The organism is Streptomyces sp. NPDC047000, from assembly GCF_040644295.1.
GTDB lineage: Bacteria > Actinomycetota > Actinomycetes > Streptomycetales > Streptomycetaceae > Streptomyces.
In genome coordinates, this window is the sequence record NZ_JBEYWE010000046.1 from 1 (window position 1) to 21574 (window position 21574).

Here is a 21574-nt window from a genome sequence, read left to right on the forward strand (position 1 = left end):
GTCACACCCCGCCCGATCAGACTGCCCGCCACCGGCACCGACGCGCATTCGCAACCCGGCAGCACCACTCCGGCAACCCCGGCCACCGGGACGGCGAGCGCGGGCCGCCTGGGCAGCACCCGGGTGAACAGGTCGGCCGGGACGAAGGCGTTGATGGCGCCGGACAGGACGGTGCCGAGCACCAGGAAGGGCAGGGCCTGCACGGTGACGGCCAGACAGACGGTGCGCCAGGCCAGTACGGCGGGGTGGTGCAGCCCGCCGGTGGCGGAGAGGAGGAGCACGGCCGCCGTCACGGCGACCGCCACCGCGACAGCGGTCATGAGCCCGCGGGTCCGGGCGGGGGCCGGGGCCGGGACGGCGGGTGCCGGGCGCTCCGCCTGCCGTACCGCCGCTTCAACCATGTCATCCGTTTTTGACATTTTTGCTCCGGATGTCGGTGTCCGGCCGAAGATACGCGAGACCACCCGCCCGCGCGGTGCGCACACGCCGCCGCAAACGGATGACACCGGCCGGAGTCCGGCGGCCCGTCAGGTGGACTCGCGCACCACCAGACGGCACGGCACCGTGTGCACGCCCGGTTCGGGTTCGGCGTCGATGGCGCGGAGCAGGCGCAGAGCGGCGATCCGGCCGATCTCGGTGAGGTTCATGTCGATCGTGGTGAGCGGTGGACGGCAGGCCAGCGCCATGGTGTCCCAGTTGTCGTAGCCGACGACGGCGATGTCACCGGGCACGTCCGTCCCGCGTTCCCGCAGCGCGTCGGCGACCCCGCGGGCGATCTGGTCGTTTCCGCAGAAGACGGCGTCCGTGCGGGGCGCGGTGCGCAGGACGGCGTCGGCGGCACGGCGGCCCCACGCCTCGCTCCACTCGCCGAAGTGCACGCGTCCGGTGGAGAGTTCGAGTCCGGCGTCCGCGAGGTGGCCGATCGCGTGGCGGGCGCGGTCGCGGGCCGCCTGGTGGTGCTCGGGGCCGGTGACGTGGGCGACGCGGGTGCGGCCGGTGGCCAGCAGATGCTCCACGGCGAGACGGGCGCCGCCGCGGTCGTCGGTGACCACGGAGGTGTCGGCGGGGCCGGTGGACGGGGAGAGCGCGTAGACGACGGGGGTCGACGGGTCGATGCCGGCCAGCGGCGGCCGGGGATCGGTGCGGCGGCCGGCGACGATGATGCCGTCGACGCGGCGGTCGGTGAGGGTGCGCAGATGATGCTGCTCGCGGATGGCGTCACCCCGGGTGTCGCACAGCAGCACGGAGATCTTCCCGGCGCCGAGCGCGTCCTCGGCGCCGAGCAGTACGGGGGTGCTGAAGCGGCCGATGCCGTCGGTGGTCATCAGGCCGACCGTCCAGCTGCGGCCGCTGTGCAGGCTCTGCGCGTGCTGGTTGGGCCGGAAGCCCAGCTCCGTCACCGCGTCGAGGACCCGCTGACGGGTCTCGGGGCGCATCCGGCCGCCGCCGCTCAACGCCTTCGACGCGGTGCCGACGCTGACCCCGGCCAGGGCGGCGACATCGGCCAGCCTCGCCCGGCCGGTCAGGGAGGACGCCGGGGCGGTCCCGGAGGACGCCGGGGCGGAGGGGGCGGGACCTGGGGCGGACGGGGACACGGACGGCACGGGCAAACCTTTTCCTCACGACGCTGACGACTGCCATCGTGACAGGCATCGCGAGGAAGTGCCAGGAGCGCTCACGGGATCACGCCTGACGCACGGCACCACTGACGGGGCCGGGAAAAAACCGGTGAACCGTTGTCGTGGCCCTTGACCGCACCGTTGAGCTGCCCTGTACTTACTGCCTGAGAAAACGGTTGCGCACCACGGTTCCATCGTCAGCATCGTGGCCTCGACCGGCGTTCGGGATACCGGACATCCCGGCCCCCGGGATGTGCGTCCCGTCGCCAGGTCCCCGCCCGCTCCTCACCTCCGGAGAGCCATGCCCCGCACCCGCTCCACCGCACCCTCCGCCGCACCGCCGGCCCCGCCCGCCGCGCCGCCCGCCGCTGCCCCGGGTCCGGTGCGCCTCGGTCCGGACGCCCGCGCCGCGTTCCGTCCCGCCGCCGTCGACATCACCGCGGGCTTCTGGCACACCCGGCAGGAGACCAACGCCCGGGTCTCCGTACCGCAGGGCCCCGGTCTGCTGGAGTCCGCCGGGAACCTGCACAATCTGCGGCTGGCGGCGGGCACGGCCGAGGGCGCGTTCCGGGGCGCGTACCCGTTCGTGGACACGGACGTCTACAAGTGGCTGGAGGCCGCGTCCTGGCAGCTCGCCCAGCACCGCCCGGACGACGCGGAGCTCGCCGCCGAGGTGGAGCGGATCGTCGCCCTGGTCGCGGCCGCACAGCAGCCCGACGGCTATCTCAACACCTGGTTCCAGCTGGTCAAGGGCGGCGAGCGCTACCAGGACCTGCGCTGGGGGCACGAGTTGTACTGCGCGGGCCATCTCCTCCAGGCGGGTGTGGCCCACCACCGGGCCACCGGGCGCACCGGACTCCTCGACACGGCGCGCAGGTTCGCCGATCACATCGGCTCGGTGTTCGGGCCGCCCGGCAGCGGCAGGCCCGTCGACGGCATCGACGGCCACCCCGAGGTGGAGACCGCGCTGGTCGAGCTGTACCGGGAAACCGGTGAGCGGCGCTATCTGGAGCTGGCGGCCTACTTCGTCGACCGGCACGGACACGGGCTGCTGGGGCACGAGGCGTACTGCCAGGACCGGGTACCACTGCGCGAGGCGGTGAACGTCGAGGGTCACGCCGTACGGCAGCTGTACCTGCTGGCCGGGGCCACCGACCTGGCCACCGAGACGGGGGACGCCGAACTGCGGACCGCCACCGAGCGGTTGTGGCACGCGATGACCGCCACCAAGACACACCTCACCGGCGGCCTCGGCGCGCATCACGACCGGGAGGACTTCGGCGACCCGTACGAACTGCCCAACGAACGCGCCTACTGCGAGACCTGCGCCGCCATCGCCTCCGTCCAGTGGAGCTGGCGCATGGCCCTGCTCACCGGTGAGGCCCGCTACTCCGACCTGGTCGAACGCACCCTCTACAACGGCTTCCTGGCCGGTGTCTCCCTGGACGGCGAACGCTGGCTGTACGTCAACCCGCTCCAGGTCCGCGACGGCCACACCGACCCCGGGGGCGACCAGTCGGCCCGCCGCACCCGCTGGTTCCGCTGCGCCTGCTGCCCGCCCAACGCGATGCGCCTGCTGGCCGGACTCGGGCACTACTTCGCCAGCGGCGACGAACAGGGCCTGCAGATACACCAGTTCACCAGCGGCCGGTACGCCGCCGGGCCGCTGGCCGTACGCGCCGAGACCGGCTACCCCTGGCACGGCACGGTCGCCCTCACCGTCGAGGACACCCCCTCCGGCCGTCCCTGGACCCTGGCGCTGCGCATCCCGCAGTGGTGCCGCGCGTTCCGTGTCGGCTGCGGGGAGTCGGCGTACGACCAGGACGACGCCCCCGTCACCGACGGCTGGCTGCGGCTGACGCGGGAGTGGGCACCCGGCGACCGGGTGGTGCTCGACCTCGCCCTGGAGCCCCGGCTCACCGCCGCCGACCCGCGCGTGGACGCCGTACGCGGCTGCGTGGCCGTCGAACGCGGACCGCTCGTGTACTGCCTGGAGCAGGCCGACCACCCCGGCGGCGGCCTCGACGACCTGGTCCTCGACCCCACCCGTCCGCTCACCGTGGAACACCGGCCCGAGCTGCTCGGCGGCGTCACCACCGTCGTCGCCGCGGGCCGGCGCCGCCGCCCGGCCGACCGTGGCTGGTGGCCCTACGGCACCGCCCCGGACGCCGGCCCCGGCAGCGCGGCAGCGCCCGGCGACGGGGAGGGGGACGGGGACTCCGTCGAGCTCACCGCCGTCCCGTACCACGCGTGGGCCAACCGCGAGGACGGCGCCATGCGCGTCTGGCTGCCGCTCTCCTGACACCCCTCACCCCCGACCCGCCCCCAGCTCCGGCACTACGACTCCGGCACTACGACAACGAGGTCGCCCCGTGACACCCACCCGCCGCACGCTCCTGGCCGCGCTCGCCGCGGTCGGCACGCTCGTCTCCGCCACCGCCTGTCAGGGCGGCTCCGGTTCCTCCGGATCCTCCGGCGCCACCGGGACGTACACCTTCTGGGACCCCTACCCGCAGTTCGACGCCTCCTCGGCCTGGGGCAGGCGCGTCACGGCGTGCGGCACGCAGGCCGGGGTGAAGCTCAAGCGCACCGCCTACGACACCACCGACCTCGGCAACAAGGCGCTGCTGGCCGCGCAGCAGGGCAACGCGCCCGACGTGATGCTGGTCGACAACCCCGTCGTCTCGACCCTCGTCGAGGCGGGCATCCTCAACAAGACCGCCGATCTCGGCATCGACACCTCGTCGATCCAGAAGAACGTCATCGGCGCGGGCACCCTCGACGGCGCCGCCTACGGCGTCCCGATCGGCGCCAACACCCTCGCCCTCTACTACAACAAGAAGATCCTCACCGCCGCGGGCGTCGACCCCGCCTCGGTCAGGGACTGGGCGACGCTGACGGCCGCGCTGAAGAAGGTGAAGGCGGCCGGGAAGAAGGGCATCACCTTCTCCGCGATCAACACCGAGGAGGGCAGCTTCCAGTTCCTGCCCTGGTTCTGGGGCGCGGGCGGCGACCTCACGAAGCTCGACTCCGCCGACGGGGTCGCCGCGCTGTCGCTGTGGAAGGGCTGGGTGGAGCAGGGGTACGCGCCCAAGGACGTCCTGCAGAACACCCAGACCACCAGCTGGCAGGAGTTCGCCACCGGCGAGTACGCGTTCTCGGAGAACGGCACCTGGCAGCTCGGCAACGCCGGCAAGGCGGGCTTCCCGTACGGGATCATCAGCATCCCCGGCCGGGACGGGGGCGCGGCGCCGGTGCCGACGGGCGGCGAGTTCGTCACGGTGCCGGTGCAGAAGGACAGCGCGCGCTACGACGTCAGCAAGAAGATCGTGACCTGTCTGACCTCGCCGTCGAACCTGCTCGCCACCGACACGACGCTGATGTACGTCGCGCCGACCAAGTCCGTGCAGGGCGAGCAGGTCGCGAAGAACCCCGGGCTGAAGCCCTGGGTGGCCGCCGTGGCCGCCGCCCGTGGCCGTACCAGCGGGGGCCTGGGCACCAAGTACCCGGTGATCTCACAGCCGTTGTGGACCGCCGTCCAGTCGGCCCTGTCCGGCGGCAAGGACGCCGGGGCCGCCCTGGCCACCGCCCAGTCGAGCGCGGAGAAGGGCAAGGGCTGACATGGCCGGCATGGCCGTCGCACGGGCCGAGGGGCCCCAGGGAGCCGGGGGGTCCCGGAGCGCCGAAGGCGGCGGGCACGCGGGCACGCGGACGCTGCCGAGCGGGCACCGCCGCGGCAGCCGCCTGACCGCGTTCGCGTTCGTCGCACCGCTCGTCTGCTACCTGGCCGCCTTCTACGTCTATCCGCTCTACCGCAACCTCGACCTCAGCCTGCGCGACTACACCGTCCGGTCGTTCGTGGCGGGCGACGCGCCCTTCACCGGGTGGCGCAACTTCCAGCGGGTGCTGGACGACCCGTCGTTCGGTCCCGCGCTGCGTCACACGGTGGTCTTCACGGCCGTGTCCCTGGTGTTCCAGTACGCCGCCGGACTGGGGCTCGCGGTCTTCTTCAACCGGCACTTCCGGCTCTCGGCGGTCCTGCGGGCACTGTTCCTCGTGCCGTGGCTGCTGCCGCTGATCGTGTCGGCGTCGACCTGGTCGTGGATGTTCAACAGCGAGTCGGGCGTGGTCGATTACGCCCTCCGTCTGGTCGGCGCGGACCCGGTCGGCTGGCTCACCTCCCCCGACTGGGCGCTGACCTCGGTGATCATCGCGAACATCTGGATCGGCATCCCCTTCAACCTGGTCGTCCTGTACAGCGGCCTGCAGAACATCCCCGCCGAGCTGTACGAGGCGGCCGCGCTGGACGGCGCGGGTGCCTGGCAGCGCTTTTGGCACATCACGTTCCCGCTGCTGCGGCCGGTGTCGGCGATCACCCTGCTGCTCGGACTCGTCTACACGCTGAAGGTGTTCGACCTCATCTGGATCATGACCAAGGGCGGTCCGGGTGACGCCTCGACCACCCTGGCCACCTGGTCGTACCAGCTCGGCTTCGGCACCCTGCTGCCGAAGTTCGGCCCCGGCGCGGCCGTCGGCAACATCCTCATCGTCATCGCGCTGGCCTTCGGACTGCTGTACGTGCGGCTGCAGAGGAGGACCGAGGCGTGAACCCCGTCCTGCGGAGCCGGCTGAACACCCTGGTCGGTCTGCTGCTCACCGCGCTGATGCTGTTCCCGGTGTACTGGATGCTCAACGTGTCCCTCACCCCGCAGCGCGACATGCGCAAGGACCCGCCCGCCCTGGTCCCGCTGCACCCCACCTTCGAGGGCTACCGGGCGGTCCTCGACGACCAGGTGCCCTACCTCGGCACCAGTCTGCTCATCGGCCTCGGCACGGTCGCCGTCACCCTCGTCGTCGCGGCGCCCGCCGGATACGCCCTGGCCAAGCTGCGCCCGCGCGGCGGCGGCGTCCTGAGCCTGGCCCTGCTGATCGCGCAGATGATCCCCGGCATCGTCATGGCGATGGGCTTCTACGGCATCTTCCTCGACGCCGGGCTGCTGAACTCCTGGTGGGGCCTGGTCGTCGCCGACTCGACCATCGCCGTGCCGTTCGGCGTCATGATCTTCGCCGCGTTCATGTCGGGCATCCCCGGCGAACTGATCTCCGCGGCCCGCGTCGACGGGGCCGGGGCGTGGCGCACGTTCCGCTCGGTGGTGCTGCCGCTGAGCCGCAACGCCGTCGTCACCGTCTCCCTCTTCGCCTTCCTGTGGGCCTGGTCCGACTTCGTCTTCGCCAACACCCTCGACAGCGGAGGCGATCTGAAGCCGATCACCCTCGGCATCTACCGCTACATCGGCAACAACAACCAGGAGTGGAACGCGATCATGGCGACCGCCGTCGTCGCGTCCGTCCCCGCCGCCGTCCTGCTGGTCCTCGCCCAGCGCTATGTGGCCGCGGGGATCACCGCGGGCGCGGTGAAGGACTGACTCCCGCACCGGATCACCTCCGCACCGCCCGCACGTCCGTCCCGGACCGGCCGTCCCCGACCGCCCGCCCCGGACCGGCCGTCCCGGACGTCCGGACGTCCGCAGCCGCACCGTCAGGACATCCCCCGTCACCTCCGGCAGAGGAGAACCCGCATGAGCCGCACACCCCCTTCCGTGTCCGCCGGCAGAAGGCACCGCGGCCGGCCGGCGGCCTTATGGGCGACGGCGGTACTGACCGCCGCCCTCGCCACCGCCGTCCCCGCCCACGCCGCCCCCACCGCGGCCACCACCCTCGTGGTGAACGCGGGCCAGTCGCTGCGCTCGGTCACCCATGTCGCCACGGGCAGCCTCTACGGCCTGGCCACCGACTCCACACCCGCCGACAGCCTGGTCACCCCGCTCAAGCCGAACACGTTCGTGCAGATGGCACCCGGCGGTTCGCAACTGCCCAACGGGGAGCCCGCTCCCGCCGGTGACGCGCTGAAGGTCGCGGCCAAGGCGGCGCGGGCGGGCGCCAAGGTGGTCGTACGGATGCCGGACTGGTATCCGGACTTCCCCTACAAGTGGGTGAGCTGGAGCGACTGGCTGTCGGCCGTGGACAAGCAGGTGGCCGCGGTGAAGTCGTCCGGCGCCACGAACATCGCCGCGTACGAGCTGTGGAACGAGCCCGACTGGACGTGGAACACCTCGGCCGCCGGGGCGTTCGACGACGGCTGGGCGCGCACGTACAAGGAGGTCCGGGCCAAGGACGCGAGCACCCCCGTCCAGGGCCCCAGCCACTCCGCCTGGAACCAGAGCTGGATGAGCACGTTCCTCACCGACGCGAAGGCGTCCGGCACCGTGCCCGACATCATCGCCTGGCACGAGTTGCAGGGTTCCCAGGACATCGCCGCGCACGTGAGCGCCTACCGGGCCCTGGAGGCGGGCCTCGGGATCAGCCCGCGGCCCATCGCCATCGAGGAGTACGGCACCCCGTCCGAGGTCGGTGTGCCGGGCCCGCTGGCCGGATACATCGCCAAGTTCGAGCGGACCGGTGTGCACGACGCCGAACTCGCCTTCTGGAACCGCTACGGCACCCTCGGCGACACCCTGACCGACACCGGCGGCTCGCCCAACGGGGCGTACTGGCTCTACAAGTGGTACGGCGCGATGTCCGGGACCATGCTGGTCACCACTCCCCCGGCACAGACCGGCATCGACGGCGCCGCCTCGCTCACCGGTGACGGCCGGCAGATCAGCGTGGTCTTCGGCGGCGGCGCCGGGGCGAACGCCGTACGGGTCGACGGGCTGGGCTCGCTGTCCGCGTTCGGGAGCACGGTGCACGTCAAACTGGAGTACACCCCCTCGAAGGGCCGTACGACCGCGGTGTCCGGGCCGGTCACCGTCTATGACACCGACTTCACGGTCTCGGGCGGCTCGGTCACCGTGCCCGTCGCGATGAACGCCTCCGACGGCTACCACCTGACCGTCAGCCCGAGCGGCACCTCGGGTTCCCTCGCCGGGACGTACCAGATCACCAACCGCAACAGCGCTCTCGCCCTGGACACCCAGGGCGCGGGCACGGCGCAGGGCACCTCGGTGGTGCAGGCGGCGCCGGGCAGCGGCAGCAGCCAGTCCTGGACGCTGACGGCCGCGGGCTCGGGCCTCTACAAGATCGCCAACAAGGCGAGCGGGCTGCTGCTGGGCATCACGAACGCGGGCACCACGGACGGCGGCACCGCGCTGATCTGGGGTGACAACGGCACCGCCGACCACCTCTGGCAGCTGATCCCGTCCGGTGACGGCTACTACAAGATCGCCAACTACAACAGCGGTCTGCTGCTCGGCGTGGACGGCATGAGCACGTCGGCCGGCGCCCAGGTCCTCCAGTGGGACGACAACGGCACCGCCGACCACCTCTGGAAGCTGACGTCGCGCTGAGCGTGCGCGGCGGCGTGTGACCGGTGTTCCCGTGCCTGATGTCGGCAGGCACGGGAACACCCACGTCCGGGGCCGCGGGTTCACCTCCCGGACACCCGCGGTACGCGATCCCGACTCCGAACGGACCGAATTCCTTTCCCAACCATCCGTACCCCCATAAAGAATTCCTGATTTCAGGAGCCACTTTCCTTCCGGGGCACAACCAACGGGGCCTGTGCCCCGTCTGACCGTGCGCATCGAATGACGCGCGGGGAGTGGCACCCCCGGAAGAAAGACATGACGTCCCGTATTCCGCTGGGGGTCCACGCGAATGCCGTACTCAGTCCTGCCCACGACCGCCTTACCGGAGCCCGGCGGTATTCCGCGCGGTCCCGGAAGGCCGTGGCCGCGGCTGCCGCGTCCCGGGTCCCCGCGCGGTACGGCGGGCACCGCCGCCCTGTTCGCCGCGCTGCTGACCGTCGCCGCGCTGTGCTCCGGTGACGCGATCGCCGGCAGTTTCCCGTTCGGCCCCCGCACCCGCGACGTCAACGACCTCGGCAACCAGTACGTGCCCTTCCACGCCCATCTGTGGGACCTGCTGCACGGCAGGGCGGACGGCGGATTGCTGATCAACTGGCAGTCCGGGTACGGCTCCAGCTTCCTGCCCGATCTCGGCACCTATCTCAGCAGCCCCTTGGCGCCGCTCGTCGCGCTCTTCCCGCGCGACGAGATCGACCTGGCCGTGTATGTGATCACCCTGCTGAAGGCGGCGGCCGCCGCGGCCGCGATGGCCTGGCTGCTGCCCCGGCTGCAACCGGGCCGCTGGTGGGCGGCGGGGCTGCTGGGGGCGTCGTACGCGCTGTGCGGCTGGACCCTCGCGGACTCCGTGTACAACCCGATGTGGCTCGACGGTCTGGTCTTCCTCCCGCTGCTGATCCTGGCCGGGGAGTGGGCGATCACCGGACGGCACCGGGTGCTCGGCGTGCTGGTCGTGGCGCTCGCCTGGACCGCCAACTTCTACACCGGGTACATGGCCACGCTCGGCGCCGGTCCGGTGCTGCTGCTGAGGCTGTGGCTGGCCGGGCTGCCGCGCCGCCGGACCCTGGCCGCGGCGGCCCGGGCCGCGGTGCGCACCGGCCTGGGCGTCGGTCTCGCCGCGCCGCTGGTGGCGGTCGTGTACTTCGGCACCCGGCACGCCTATCCGGGCCGGGTCAGGCACTTCGTGCCGGTGCCCGCCGAGGACCTGCTGGCCCGGCTGCTGCCGACGACCTACACATTCGGCACCCCGGCCGTCTTCGTCGGCACCACGGCCCTGCTGCTCGCCCTCGCCCTGCCCTTCCACCGCGCGGCACCCGGGCGGGTACGCGCGGGCTGGCCGCTGCTGGTGGTCCTGATGACGCTGTCGATGCAGTGGGGCCCCACCCATCTGGTGTGGCACGCCTTCACCACCCCGCAGGGCAGTCCCTACCGCCAGACGTTCGTGCTCTGCGCGTTCCTGGTGATCGCCGCCTGGCACACCCTCGCCCACGGCACCCCGGACCGGCGCGCGCTGGGCGCGGCGGCCGCGCTGGTCGCCGTCGTCACCGCCGTGGCGAGCGGCAGCGCCCTGGCACACCGCCGTTTCGTCCTGCCGCTGGCCGTGCTCGCCGCCCTCGGCGCGCTGCTCGGCCTCGCCCTGCTGCGTCACGCCGACCGCACCCGCACCGGCGCGCGCCGCGCCCGGGTCGCCGGGCTCGCGGTGGCGCTGCTGCTGTGCACCCAGTTCGGGGAGGCCGCCGCGACGGCCGCGGTCGCCGACCGGGTGCGGCTGGGGCACATGGACGACTACGCGCCCTGGGGAGCACGCCAGGAGACGCAGGCGGCGGCGATTGCCGGGGCCGGCGCCTGGCCCCGGTACCGCACCGAGCCGGGCCGGGAACAGACCGTCGCCAACGACCCGCTCATGGTGGGCGGTCAGGGCGCCCAGTACTACAGCAGTCTCACCTCGGACGTCCTCAGCCGCACGCTCACCGCCCTCGGCGACGGCTGGACCTCTCGCGCCAGGAACCTGCAGAGCCTGGACAACGCCGTCACCGACGCGGTCTTCTCGGTCGGCGCCCGGGTGCACTCGCCGCCGGACCCGCACCAGAACTGGTTCCCGCAGGACGGCACCCGCACGACGGCCGTACGGCAGGCGGCGCCGCCGCTGGTCACGGTACGGCCGGCCACGGCCCTCGCCGGCGCCTTCGGGCCGTCGCCGTACCGCAACCAGGAACTGCTGCTCGGCACCCGCGTCTACACCGTCCCCCGGTTCACGGTGCGCACCACGCCGTCGGCGGATCCCGCGGTCCCCGCGGCCGCGACGATCAGCACCCGCTGTCCGGCGGGCAGCAAGGTCCAGCTGTGGGCACCGTCCTTCGCGGGCACGGCCCGCCTCCGGGACAGCTCCCTGACGGGGCGGTTCAGGTCCGCGTATGCGCGCAGCCGCGCGGCGATGCAGCGGCTCGGCACCGTGCCCGCGTCGGGGCGGGTCCTCATCGATCTGTTCCCCGGCCGCGCGGACCGGGTCCCGCCCGGCGCGGTCGGCTGCCTGGACACCGCCCGGCTGGGCACCGCCGTCGCCCGCCTCACGGCCACCGGTGCCACCCGGGTGAGCGTCTCCGACGGCACCGTGCGGGCCCGGCTCCCGCGGGGAAGCCGCGGGATCGCCGTCGTCGCGGCGCCGCGGATCGCGGGCTGGCGCTGCGCCACCGGCGACCGTGCGGCCGTGCCCGCCGCGTCGTTCCACGGCCTGATCGCCGTCCCTCTCGACGGCTCCGCCACCGAGCTGACCTGCACCTTCCATCCGCCCGGCCTGCGGCTGGGCACCTGGGCCGGGGGCGTCTGCCTGCTGGCTCTCGTCCTGTACGCCGCCCTGCCCGCCGTCCGCCGGCGCCTGCGGCGGACCACCGCACCGCCCTCGGCGCAGGAACAGACGCACGAGCTGCCGACCACCGCTCGCTGAGACCGACCGCCGCACCGCACCCCTGGGGGAACACCGTGCTCATCTCGATCGTCGCACCCTGCTACAACGAGGAGGCCGTCGTCGCGCGCTTCCACGCGGAGGTCCAGCGGGTCGCCGAGGAACTCCTCCCGCTGGGCCACGACATGGAGTTCGTCTACGTCGACGACGGCAGCCGCGACCGCACCCTCACCGTCCTGAAGCGGCTGGCCGAGGCCGACCAGCGCGTACGGTACGTCTCCTTCAGCCGCAACTTCGGCAAGGAGGCGGCCCTGCTCGCGGGACTGGGGCACGCCTCCGGTGACGCCGTGGTCGTCATGGACGCCGACCTCCAGCATCCGCCCGGACTCGTCCCGCGGATGGTGCGGTTGGGCGAACAGGGCTACGACCAGGTCATCGCCCGGCGCACCCGGCACGGTGAGGGCGCCGTCCGCACCGCCACCGCCCGGCTCTACTACCGTCTGGTCAACCGGCTCATCGACGTCGAACTCGTCGACGGAGCAGGGGACTTCCGGCTGCTGTCCCGGCGCGTGGTGGACGCGGTACTGTCCCTCACGGAGCACAACCGCTTCTCCAAGGGCCTGTTCTCCTGGGTGGGCTTCCCCACCACGGCCTTCGCGTACGAGAACGTGGCGCGCGAGCACGGGCACAGCTCGTGGACGTTCCGCGGTCTGCTCAACTACGGTCTCGACGGGCTCCTCTCCTTCAACAACCGCCCGCTGCGGGCCGCCCTCTACCTGGGCCTGGCCCTGCTGCTGTGCGCGGGCGGCTACACCACATGGATCGTGATCGCCGCCCTGGTCGACGGTGTGCGGACGCCCGGCTATGTCACCATCATCACCGCGGTCACCGCGCTCGCGGGCGTCCAGATGGTGATGCTGGGGGTGATCGGCGAGTACACCGGGCGGATCTACTACGAGGTGAAGCGACGCCCGCACTTCCTGGTGAAGGCCGCCAACACGGAACCGGCGCAGGGCCGTCCGGCGTTGGACACGACGAAGGACCTGATCCCCTGATGACCACGGAGACGACCACGGAGACCACCACGGAGACGAGGGCCGGGCGGGCGGCGGAGGGCGCGAGGAGGGCCGGTGTCCCCCGGCAGATGGCCGCCTTCGCCGCCGTCGGGGTCGTCAACACCGGCATTTACTACGGTCTTTATCTGCTCCTGCTCATCCGTCTGCCCTATCTCGCCGCGCACACCGTGGCATTCGTGCTGAGCATGACCGGGTCCTTTTTCCTGAATGCCAGGTTCACCTATCGCACCCGGCCGACGCTGCGGAAATTCCTGCTCTTCCCGCTGACGAACGCGACCAGTTTCCTGTTCACCACGGCAGGCATGTATCTGATCGTCGACGTCCTGCACGCCGGTCACCGCTTCGCCCCGCTGATCACGTCCGCCGCCGCGATCCCGGTGACCTTCGTCGTGTCGCGCATGATCATGCTGAGGGGGACGGCTCCCGGTCCGGCTGCCGCAGAGAGCCGACCGTGACCGGACGGGGCGGCCTGGGGCACGGGACACGTGCGGGCACCGGCACCGTGAGCGGGGCCGGAACGGCCAGATCCACCGGGAGGGCCGCGGGCCGGCGGACGACCGCGGTCGTCGGCGCCCGGAGCCGGTGCGGGACGCGCCGTCCGTGCGCCAGGCCGAGGACGAGGGCCACGGCGACCGCGATCAGATGCTCGCGGCCCGCCAGATTGGGCACGGCGATCGACTCCCACACCATCGACGCGCCGGTCAGGGTGAACACGACGGGCGCGCGCCGTACGACGGCCAGATAGGTGAACAGGCCGACCACCGCGGCGGACGGCCCGGTGTCGAGGACGTGTCCGGCCGACGGCGGCAGCCCCAGCCCGCCGTACCGGCCCGGTCCGAGCGCGATCATCAGGCGTACGGTGAGCGTGCCGGCCAGCGTCGTCGCATAGGCGATGACCAGGGTGCGCCGGCGTCCGAGCGCGAGTTCCGCCAGCGCGAACGCCAGGAACAGCTGGGTGATGCCCGCCCACACCGGCAGATCGAGCGCGGGGACGTACAGCGACACCGGGGTGCGCAGCAGGGCCAGCCCGAGCGGCAGGTCGCCGCGGACCCCGCCGAGCAGCCGGACGGCGACCGCGCCGGACGGGCGCTGGGCGAGGGCGTGGAAGAAGATCACGCCGCAGCAGGCGGTGAAGGCCAGCACCAGCCCGGTGAGCCCCCGGCGCACCAGCTGGCGTACGGGGTCGACGACGATGCCGTACCACTCGCCCCGCACCATTCGCCCCAGGGCTCCGGCACCCCTGAGCAGCGCGGCGGCCGAAGGTGTGCTGTGCATCGTCCCCCCATGGTCGGTCCGTCCCCTCGGTCCGGGTGGTTAGACGTGTGGAGGCGGTCGGGGGTTCATCGGCACGCCCGCGCCGTCCGGCCCGGTGCTTACAATTTGCTGCCGGACGCTTTCCACCGACGTCACGGCCCAAACGAGAACCACGAGATCCACGAGAACGACGAGATCCAGGAGGCGAGGAACGCCCGTGCGCGGCCAGCGATCCATCACGGAGGCGGAGAAACTCGCGGAGGCCAAGCTCGGCGGCATTCCGGTACGCCGGGAGCAGATGGCGGCGGTGGCCAACATCTACCGGGCGGCCGCCGCGGTGCGCCAGCACCTGGAGAACTCGGTACTGCGCGACTCGGACCTGACCTGGACCGCGTTCCTGGTGCTGTGGGTGGTGTGGGTGTGGGGCGAGTCGGAGACCCGGCACGTCGCCGAGGAGGCCGGGATCTCCAAGGGCACCCTGACCGGGGTGTCGCGCACGCTCGAGTCGCGGGGGCTGCTGCGCCGTACCGGACATCCCACCGACGGCAGGCTGGTGCTGCTGGCCCTCACCGAGGAGGGCGAGGAGTTCATGGGCCGGGTGTTCCCGGCGTTCAACGAGGAAGAGGCGTTCGTCACCGCGCGGCTGACCGGCCCCGAGTGCCGGGAGCTCGCCGGTCTGCTGCGGCGGGTGGTCGTCCAGGTGGAGGAGGACGGCGAGGAGCGGCGCCGTACGCTGCTGAACGGCGCTCCGCCCGCCCCGCGCCGCAGCGGCCGCCGGGCGAAGGGCTGACGGTCCGGGGGTCCACGGGCGAAGGGGCCGCCCGCAGGAGGTTCAGGCCGGTCCGAACGGGCAGGTGCCGTGGTGGGACGGAAGCGGGAGCCGGCCGCGTGGTGAGACGGGACCGGGGCCGGCCCACCGCCGGCGGAGCTTCCGCACCCACGTCTCCATCCGCAGATACGGGAGAGCAGAGAACCATCATGTCCAAGATCCTTTTCGTGATGACCGGCGCGGACTTCTGGACCCTCGCCGACGGCACCAAGCACCCCACCGGGTTCTGGGCCGAGGAGGCGGTGGCGCCGTACCGGGCGTTCAAGGCGGCCGGCCACGAGATCGTCGTGGCCACGCCCGGCGGGACCGTGCCGGTCGTCGACCGGGGCAGCCTGACCGCCGAGGCCAACGGCGGCCAGGACAAGGCCGACGAGATCAGGAACGGCCTCGACGCGATGACCGAGCTGCGGCACCCGGTCCGGCTGGCGGACGTCGACCTCGACGACTACGCGGCCGTGTTCTGTCCCGGCGGCCACGGCCCGATGGAGGACCTGGCGGTCGACGCCGTCTCCGGGAAGCTGCTGACGGACGCCCTGGCCTCCGGCAAGCCCCTCGGCGTGGTGTGCCACGGTCCGGCGGCGCTGCTGGCGGCGACGAAGGAGGACGGTTCGAACGCGTTCGCCGGTTACCGGGTGGCCGCGTTCACCAATGTCGAGGAGAGCCAGGCCGGTCTCGCGGACAAGGCCGAGTGGCTGCTGGAGACACGGCTGTCCGACGCGGGCGTGGCGGTCCAGGTGGGCGAGCCGTGGGTGCCGAACGTCGTCGTGGACCGCAACCTGGTCACCGGCCAGAACCCGGCGTCCTCCGCTCCCCTGGCCGCCGAACTCCTCACGAGACTGGGCTGATCCGCGGCTGGTCCGCCGGGGCGGGCGGCCGGGCCGGGCGCCGGCCGAGCGCCTCGGCCCGCCGGTCGAGCAGCTTGAGCGCCCGCTCGCCCCACGCGAGGTTCTCCCGTTCCAGCGCCAGCCCGCGCAGACAGGTCAGATACGGCCCGACCCGCTCCGCCGTGCGGAAGAACTCGTCCTCGCCGCGCCCGGCCAGCAGCCGCACCCGGCCGCGTTCGAACCGCGCCGCCTTCGCCGCCGCCAGCTCCATGCGGTCGGTGATGGCGGCCCGGACGGCGTCGAGGTCGCCGACGTCGACGCACTGGACCTTGACCATCAGCTCGTCCCGGATGGCGGTGGGGCGGGCGGGCGGCTCCGCGGTGTAGGCGCGGACGGCGTCGAGCCCGGCGCCGGTGAGGGAGTACAGCCGCTTGTCGGGCCGGTGCTCCTGCGGCACGACCCGCCCCGCGACCAGTCCCTCGCCCTCCATGCGTTCCAGCTCGCGGTAGATCTGCTGGGCGGTGGCCATCCAGAAGTTGGCGACGGATGCCTGGAACCCCTTGGCCAGGTCGTATCCCGACGCCTCGCCTTCCAGCAGAGCGGCCATGACCGCGTTGCGCAGAGCCATGCGGTCAACGTAACACCGCCGCCGGACACCGCCGGGCGGCGGGCGCGGGAGGACCCCGGACGGCACCCGGGGACGCCCGCGGCACACGCCCCGGCGGCCTGTCAGGGCTGCGGCGCGGAGCCCATCTCCGCGGTGAAGCCCACCGGATCGCTGTCGAACCCGCGGAGCGCCTCGTGGAACTCCCACTCCCCCGAGGCGGTGTCCCGGACGAACTCCGCGACGGTCACGGACGTGGACCCGGCGAACCGCGCGAAGTCGTCCTTCAGCAGTTCCCGGTATCCGTCGACCACCAGCACCCCGGCGTTCGACATGTCGCCGAAGGTCCTGGGAACGGGGTCCTGATGGATGGCGACCCCGACGACGACCCGCGCGAAGGAGGGCGCGAGACGGTCGAGTTCGAAGCTCATCGCCTCGACGTAGCCCAGTCCCAGACCGGTCCGGCTGTGCCGGCTCATGTTGATGGTGCCGTCCGGGGAGCGGCTGTCGCAGTGCACGACGTACACGGGCCGCCCGTGGGGATCGTCCGCCGCGTAGGTCGTGGCGATGATGTCGAGATGCCGTGGTGCCTCCCCGAACGGACTCGGGTCCCACTTGATCCGCACCTCGACCTTGCCCAGCCCTCTGCCCCCGTCGCCCACCGGATCGCCGCCTCTCCTGCCGCCGGTCTCCACGGGATGGTTCCCGCATGTCAAGTATCGCTCGGCGCGGCTGGGTTGAGCACCGCACGGGGCACCATGAAACGGTCACGGAGGGTTCCGTCGAGGTGTTCCGAGAGGATCACCGGCGGCTCCGGCCTCCGCGGGCCGCAGCCGCCGTACGCGCGTGTCCCGCACCGGTGTCAGGAGTTCGACGGAAGCGGGTACGGGCGGGTACGGACGGGACCGAGGCGGGCCGGCCGGTCGGATCCGTCAGAGAAGGTGCTCGTCCTCGTCGGTGGTCCTGCGGTTCCGGTTGGCCATCGCCTCCCAGAAGGCGTGCAGTTCCCTGACGGGAATGCTCACCCACGGCGCGGTGTGCCTGCTGACGGCCGGCAGGCGCCAGCGGAAGCGGCTGTGCAGGAGCGCCTGCTGCTGCCGGCAGAACAGCTCCGCCATCTCCGCCTGGGCGTCCCCGGCCTTCAGGGGATAGGGGCACAGACGGAACTCGCACGAGGACACACAGGTGGTGCGGGGTTCGTCCCTGTCGGCCCGGCCGACGCCGCGTTCCGGGTGGAGCAGCCTGCGGTCGTGGGTGAGACAGTGCGGAAGCCGGTCCTTGTCCGCGAGTTCCAGACGTTCCTCGATGTCGTCCGGGCTCCCGTTGCCCTCGGTGAGGTTGAGCATGACCAGTACGTCGGCGACGAGGCGCTGCGCCCGGGGGTGCAGGCTGCTCCAGCCCACGGAGGGGGCGATCCACAGATTGTGCTTGCGGTAGCGCTCGGGATCGGCCGGGGCGGAACCGACGCTGTCGGTGGCCCCGTTCTCGTCGATCCAGATGAACCGCTCGGGGTGTCCCGTCTCCAGGGCCAGGGTCGCCAGATCGCCGGCTTCGGCGACGAACGGGTGGAGGACCTTCTCGGCGCGGCGTTCGTGTGCGGCACCGGCAGAGGCCGGGGTGCCGTGTGCGCTGCCCGCCATCGCGAGCCATCGGGTGACCGACGTGACGGGCTCCAGGGGGCCGCCGGACGCCGGGTCGCCGCCCGTCGTGAGGTCGGTCGCCGGTGCCGCGGAACGGCGCCGGTGCCGTTTCCCCGCGCCGGATCCGTCGGCGCGTCCGACGGTGTCGGGAAGCTCCCACAGGCACAGTGCGTGGAGCAGACTGAGCTGGGCGTACCAGTAGCGGCTGCAGGTGAGCATCCTCTCCGCCTGCTTCACCAGGTGGGCCCGGGTCTCCTCGTAGGCGTCCGGGTGCCGTCTCCTGCGGTTCGCCGCGTTCTTGAAGCCCTGGGCCAGAGCGTTCTCCAGGGAGAGCGGCATGAGCGGGGTCTGCCGGCCGGGCGGGGTGCTCAGGTTGCGCAGCCAGAGGTTCAGCCGTTCCTTGGCCTCGTCCCGGTACTTGTCGGAGACGGAGCCGACGAGCATGGGAACGAGCCACGCCCGGAGGGTGAAGTGGCGGGACCACATGGTGCGGCTCCGCTCGTACTCCTCCACGATCTCGTCGTGTCTGCGCTGTCTCTTCTCCGCCGCCTCCGGGTCGGCGGCGGGGTTCGCGTCCTCCTCGTTGAGCCAGGCGGTGTAGTCGTCGTCGAGCTTCCGCTTGGCTTCGCCGAACTTCTCCAGGTACTGGGCTATGGGATCGGATCCGAGGGGGAATTCCGTGCGCATGTCCTGGAAGGCCGCGTCGCCACCGGCGGCTATCTGATGGGCGATCGCGATCCTGACGGCGTGGGAGGGCTCATGGGTACCGATCTGGAAGAGGCGCTTGTACGGAAGAGGCGGCCGCGCGGGCTCCTGACCTGAGCGTTCCGAGCGCCGTGCGGGTCCCGGGCGCCCCGAGCGGGGCTGGTCGCCCCTGCTGCGGCGGTCCCGTTCCCGCAGCGCGGCCCCGAAGTTCCGGGCCAGCCTCAGCTTCGCGTCCTCGACGGTCCGCTGATCGCCTCTGATGTCGAGGTCCTCCCACTGCTCGTCGAGTTCCCGGGCCAGTTCGTCCTGTACCGGCACCGGATCGACGCAGTCGATCTCCAGGGCCGCGGAGTACAGGTCGAAGTACTTCGCGTCGTGCCGGTTGGCCGCGGCTTCGCTGAGCAGCCGGGACAGCCTCGGCGGCGTTCCGTCACCGCTCCGGGCGCGAAGAGCCGTGTGCGACACGGTGGCCGGCCGGGTGGTGGGGGAACCGGCCCGGTGGCGTGAGAGCAGCACCAGGGCGATGAGCAGTTCGCGGGACGGACCCGGGCTCCGGAGCGCCGGTTCGACGACCGCGACGAGTTTGTCGTCCGCCACCTCCCTCAGCAGGCGGTAACCCAGATACGCCTGGAGGATGCTGTGCGGGAACCGGACCCTGTTCTTACGGCCGTACACCAGTCCGAGGAGCTGCCCGTCGGCGGTGTATCTCGCCAGTTCGGTCCGGCACTCGCCGGGATAGTCCAACGCGTTGAGCCAGGGGGCGGATCCGCCGATCTTCCGGCGCAACACGGCCCATATCGCCTCGCGTTGTGCCGGGGACACCGTGAGGCGCGTTCCGTACCGCCGGGCGTCGTCCGGCACTTCCCGCTGACCGTTCCCTTCCCGCGGCGAGTTCCCGGACTGTCCGCGGTCGCGGAGGTCGTCCACGTGCGCGCTGACGAAGTCGTCGAACGTCACCTCGAGACTGTCCTGCAGCAGTCCCAGGCAGGCCAGTGCCGACACGACCCACATGGTCTCCCGGCGTTCCCCGCGGTCCATCACCAGATCGTCGAATACACGCCCGTCCTCGATGGCCTGGCGGTAGGTGTTGAGGAAACCGAGTCTGAGGGTGGAGCAGTCGTTGCTGCGTGTGTCCAGGCGCTCGTTCTCGTCGCGGAGGGTCAGGTGTTCCAGCAGCCCGCGCTGCTGCAGCAGACGGGCGATCCGGAGATAGATCGGTGAGTCCACGACCTCGGCGGTCTCCACCACCCAGTCGAGACGGCGCTCGTCCAGCTCGCCGGAATCCCGGACCAGGTATTCGAGGGCCGCCTCCTCACTCAGCGGTTCCATGTCGGCGATCGCGGCCCGGGTGCCCTCCAGCGGTGCGTGCGGGCGCGAGGCGATGACCAGGGGCAGTTTCTGGCGGTCCGCCCGCTCGATCGCCCGCCGGATGACGTTGTCGCGGTCCTCCTGGTACTTCTCGTCGAGAAGGGCCTCTTCCAGACCGTCGGCGATGACCACGACCTTGTCGTCGAGCCTCAGTTGCCGCCACGTCTTGTCGATGTTGCTGCCGGCGAGCACTCCTTGGTCCGCTTCCTCCGCGAAGCGGCGCCGTGCCATCTCCTCGAAGTCGAGTTCGCCGTCGCCCTTCATGTCGCGCAGGCTTATGGGCACCGGGACGGCGGACTGCTGGGCCAGCACCCGGGTGAGTTCCACCAGGACCGCCGTCTTGCCGACACCCACACCACCGACGAGAAGATACGGTTTTCGGGTTTTCCGATTACGCAGGGTCTGAGCCATCACCTGGGACAGTTCGCGGCGTCCCACGATCCGGTTGACGAGGGTCCCGGCCGTGGGGACCAGCTCATGCGGACGGGTACGCGCCTTGTCGACGAGCGGCTTCTTGGTCCTGTGGTACCAGTAGAGAAGGAAGAACGCCAGCAGCAGGGAACCCGTCAGCACAGGGCCCACGATGTGGGAGACGGCGTCGAACCACGGGGATTTCAGTGCCTCGTCGAACCGCGAATGACCGCCGTCCGCATAGTCGTAGACGGCCAGCCCCACCCAGACGCCGATCAGGACCGTCCCCACCAGGGCGTACGCACGCAGCAGGGGGCCGAGGGAGAACCATCCCGGGCGCCAGCTGTGCACCGTGGCGGTGCTCCTGCGCGCCTCCCTCTCCGTCCTGAACGTGCGCCACCTTCTGCCCGTCCTCCCTGAGATCCGGGACCACCAACGCCTCGGATACAACGTGTACCAGGGGGCGCTGTGCGGCCGTTCCTTTCCTTCCGGATGGCGGATCACCTTGGTGGGCATGAGGTCCGTTCCCTCCGCGCGGACGTGTGCCCCGCGGATATCTGCTCGCGCTCACGCATGCGTTCTTTCCATGGAAACACCGGTGGGGAGGACCGCAACACGGTCACCGACCGGGCCCGCACATCTGACGTCCGTTCAGTTCGGTGCGGAAGGCGACGGGCGGCAGGGCACGGCGACGGGCGGGCCGTGCCGCCGGGCCGGCCCGGGCGACCGGCGCGACGGCCGCGACCGGGGCACATGCCCGCGGCCCACTCGGCGATCTTGACGGTTCCCGCGTATCGTCGGAGACGCGGCAGTGGTCTGCGCACCGCTCCACCAGGAGCGGCACCGATACGCAACCCGACCACCGATGCCGCCGTGAACAACTGCGCCCGATTGCGCCGTCCGTCCGGCTCGCTCCCCCAGATGTCCCGCGGCAGCCCATGGACACGGCCGGTTCCGACCCTTTCGTATCGGCCCGGC

At 71.9% G+C, this 21574-nt stretch carries 16 protein-coding genes; 10 read left to right on the forward strand and 6 right to left on the reverse strand.

The window, feature by feature from the left end; all coding sequences use genetic code 11:
- Positions 1-401 (reverse strand): permease (locus ABZ862_RS36850; RefSeq protein ID WP_360968475.1); only part of this gene is annotated, 401 nt, incomplete at its 3' end.
- 126 nt (positions 402-527) lie between these two features.
- The gene (locus tag ABZ862_RS36855) at positions 528-1526 is read right to left on the reverse strand and encodes a LacI family DNA-binding transcriptional regulator (RefSeq protein ID WP_360968570.1); all 999 of its coding nucleotides are present in this window, start codon (positions 1524-1526) and stop codon (positions 528-530) included.
- Between the two features lie 394 nt (positions 1527-1920).
- Here ABZ862_RS36855 and ABZ862_RS36860 point away from each other — a divergent pair, with 394 nt between their 5' ends.
- The 8 genes from ABZ862_RS36860 to ABZ862_RS36895 all read left to right on the forward strand — a co-directional run bounded on the left by ABZ862_RS36860 (position 1921) and on the right by ABZ862_RS36895 (position 13416).
- Positions 1921-3921: a beta-L-arabinofuranosidase domain-containing protein gene (locus ABZ862_RS36860; RefSeq protein ID WP_360968478.1), complete on the forward strand. Its 2001-nt coding sequence runs from the start codon at positions 1921-1923 to the stop codon at positions 3919-3921.
- A 70-nt stretch (positions 3922-3991) separates the two neighbouring features.
- The gene (locus ABZ862_RS36865) at positions 3992-5239 is read left to right on the forward strand and encodes an extracellular solute-binding protein (protein ID WP_360968480.1); all 1248 of its coding nucleotides are present in this window, start codon (positions 3992-3994) and stop codon (positions 5237-5239) included.
- Between the two features lie 10 nt (positions 5240-5249).
- Positions 5250-6227: a sugar ABC transporter permease gene (locus ABZ862_RS36870; protein ID WP_360968483.1), complete on the forward strand. Its 978-nt coding sequence runs from the start codon at positions 5250-5252 to the stop codon at positions 6225-6227.
- Positions 6228-6283: 56 nt separating this feature from the next.
- Entirely contained in the window at positions 6284-7045 is a 762-nt protein-coding gene (locus ABZ862_RS36875; protein ID WP_360968572.1) for a carbohydrate ABC transporter permease, read from the forward strand.
- A 297-nt stretch (positions 7046-7342) separates the two neighbouring features.
- Entirely contained in the window at positions 7343-8965 is a 1623-nt protein-coding gene (locus ABZ862_RS36880; RefSeq protein WP_360968486.1) for an RICIN domain-containing protein, read from the forward strand.
- A 310-nt stretch (positions 8966-9275) separates the two neighbouring features.
- Positions 9276-11927 (forward strand): YfhO family protein, encoded by a 2652-nt coding sequence (locus tag ABZ862_RS36885; RefSeq protein WP_360968489.1) that lies wholly within the window; start codon positions 9276-9278, stop codon positions 11925-11927.
- A gap of 35 nt (positions 11928-11962) precedes the next feature.
- Positions 11963-12940, forward strand: coding sequence for a glycosyltransferase family 2 protein (locus tag ABZ862_RS36890; RefSeq protein ID WP_360968492.1), 978 nt, complete (start codon positions 11963-11965; stop codon positions 12938-12940).
- 89 nt (positions 12941-13029) lie between these two features.
- The gene (locus tag ABZ862_RS36895) at positions 13030-13416 is read left to right on the forward strand and encodes a GtrA family protein (RefSeq protein WP_360968495.1); all 387 of its coding nucleotides are present in this window, start codon (positions 13030-13032) and stop codon (positions 13414-13416) included.
- On the opposite strand, the gene ABZ862_RS36900 is transcribed toward ABZ862_RS36895, so the two are convergent.
- A complete protein-coding gene (locus ABZ862_RS36900; protein ID WP_360968498.1) occupies positions 13364-14236 on the reverse strand; it encodes a hypothetical protein in 873 nt (290 codons plus the stop codon). The two genes, ABZ862_RS36895 and ABZ862_RS36900, sit on opposite strands and share 53 nt — an antisense overlap.
- Before the next feature lie 196 nt (positions 14237-14432).
- Between ABZ862_RS36900 and ABZ862_RS36905 the strand changes: the two genes are divergently transcribed.
- The gene (locus ABZ862_RS36905; protein WP_360968501.1) at positions 14433-15005 is read left to right on the forward strand and encodes a MarR family transcriptional regulator; all 573 of its coding nucleotides are present in this window, start codon (positions 14433-14435) and stop codon (positions 15003-15005) included.
- Positions 15006-15193: 188 nt separating this feature from the next.
- Positions 15194-15889 (forward strand): type 1 glutamine amidotransferase domain-containing protein, encoded by a 696-nt coding sequence (locus ABZ862_RS36910; protein ID WP_360968504.1) that lies wholly within the window; start codon positions 15194-15196, stop codon positions 15887-15889.
- Here ABZ862_RS36910 and ABZ862_RS36915 read toward each other — a convergent pair.
- From ABZ862_RS36915 to ABZ862_RS36925, 3 genes are all read right to left on the reverse strand, one after another.
- Positions 15873-16496 carry a PadR family transcriptional regulator gene (locus ABZ862_RS36915; protein ID WP_360968506.1) on the reverse strand — a complete coding sequence of 208 codons (624 nt, stop codon included), beginning with the start codon at positions 16494-16496 and terminating at the stop codon, positions 15873-15875. The two genes, ABZ862_RS36910 and ABZ862_RS36915, sit on opposite strands and share 17 nt — an antisense overlap.
- A 101-nt stretch (positions 16497-16597) precedes the next feature.
- Positions 16598-17134 (reverse strand): TerD family protein, encoded by a 537-nt coding sequence (locus tag ABZ862_RS36920; protein WP_360968575.1) that lies wholly within the window; start codon positions 17132-17134, stop codon positions 16598-16600.
- Positions 17135-17404: 270 nt separating this feature from the next.
- Positions 17405-20947 (reverse strand): ATP-binding protein, encoded by a 3543-nt coding sequence (locus tag ABZ862_RS36925; RefSeq protein ID WP_360968509.1) that lies wholly within the window; start codon positions 20945-20947, stop codon positions 17405-17407.
- Positions 20948-21574: the final 627 nt, after the last annotated feature.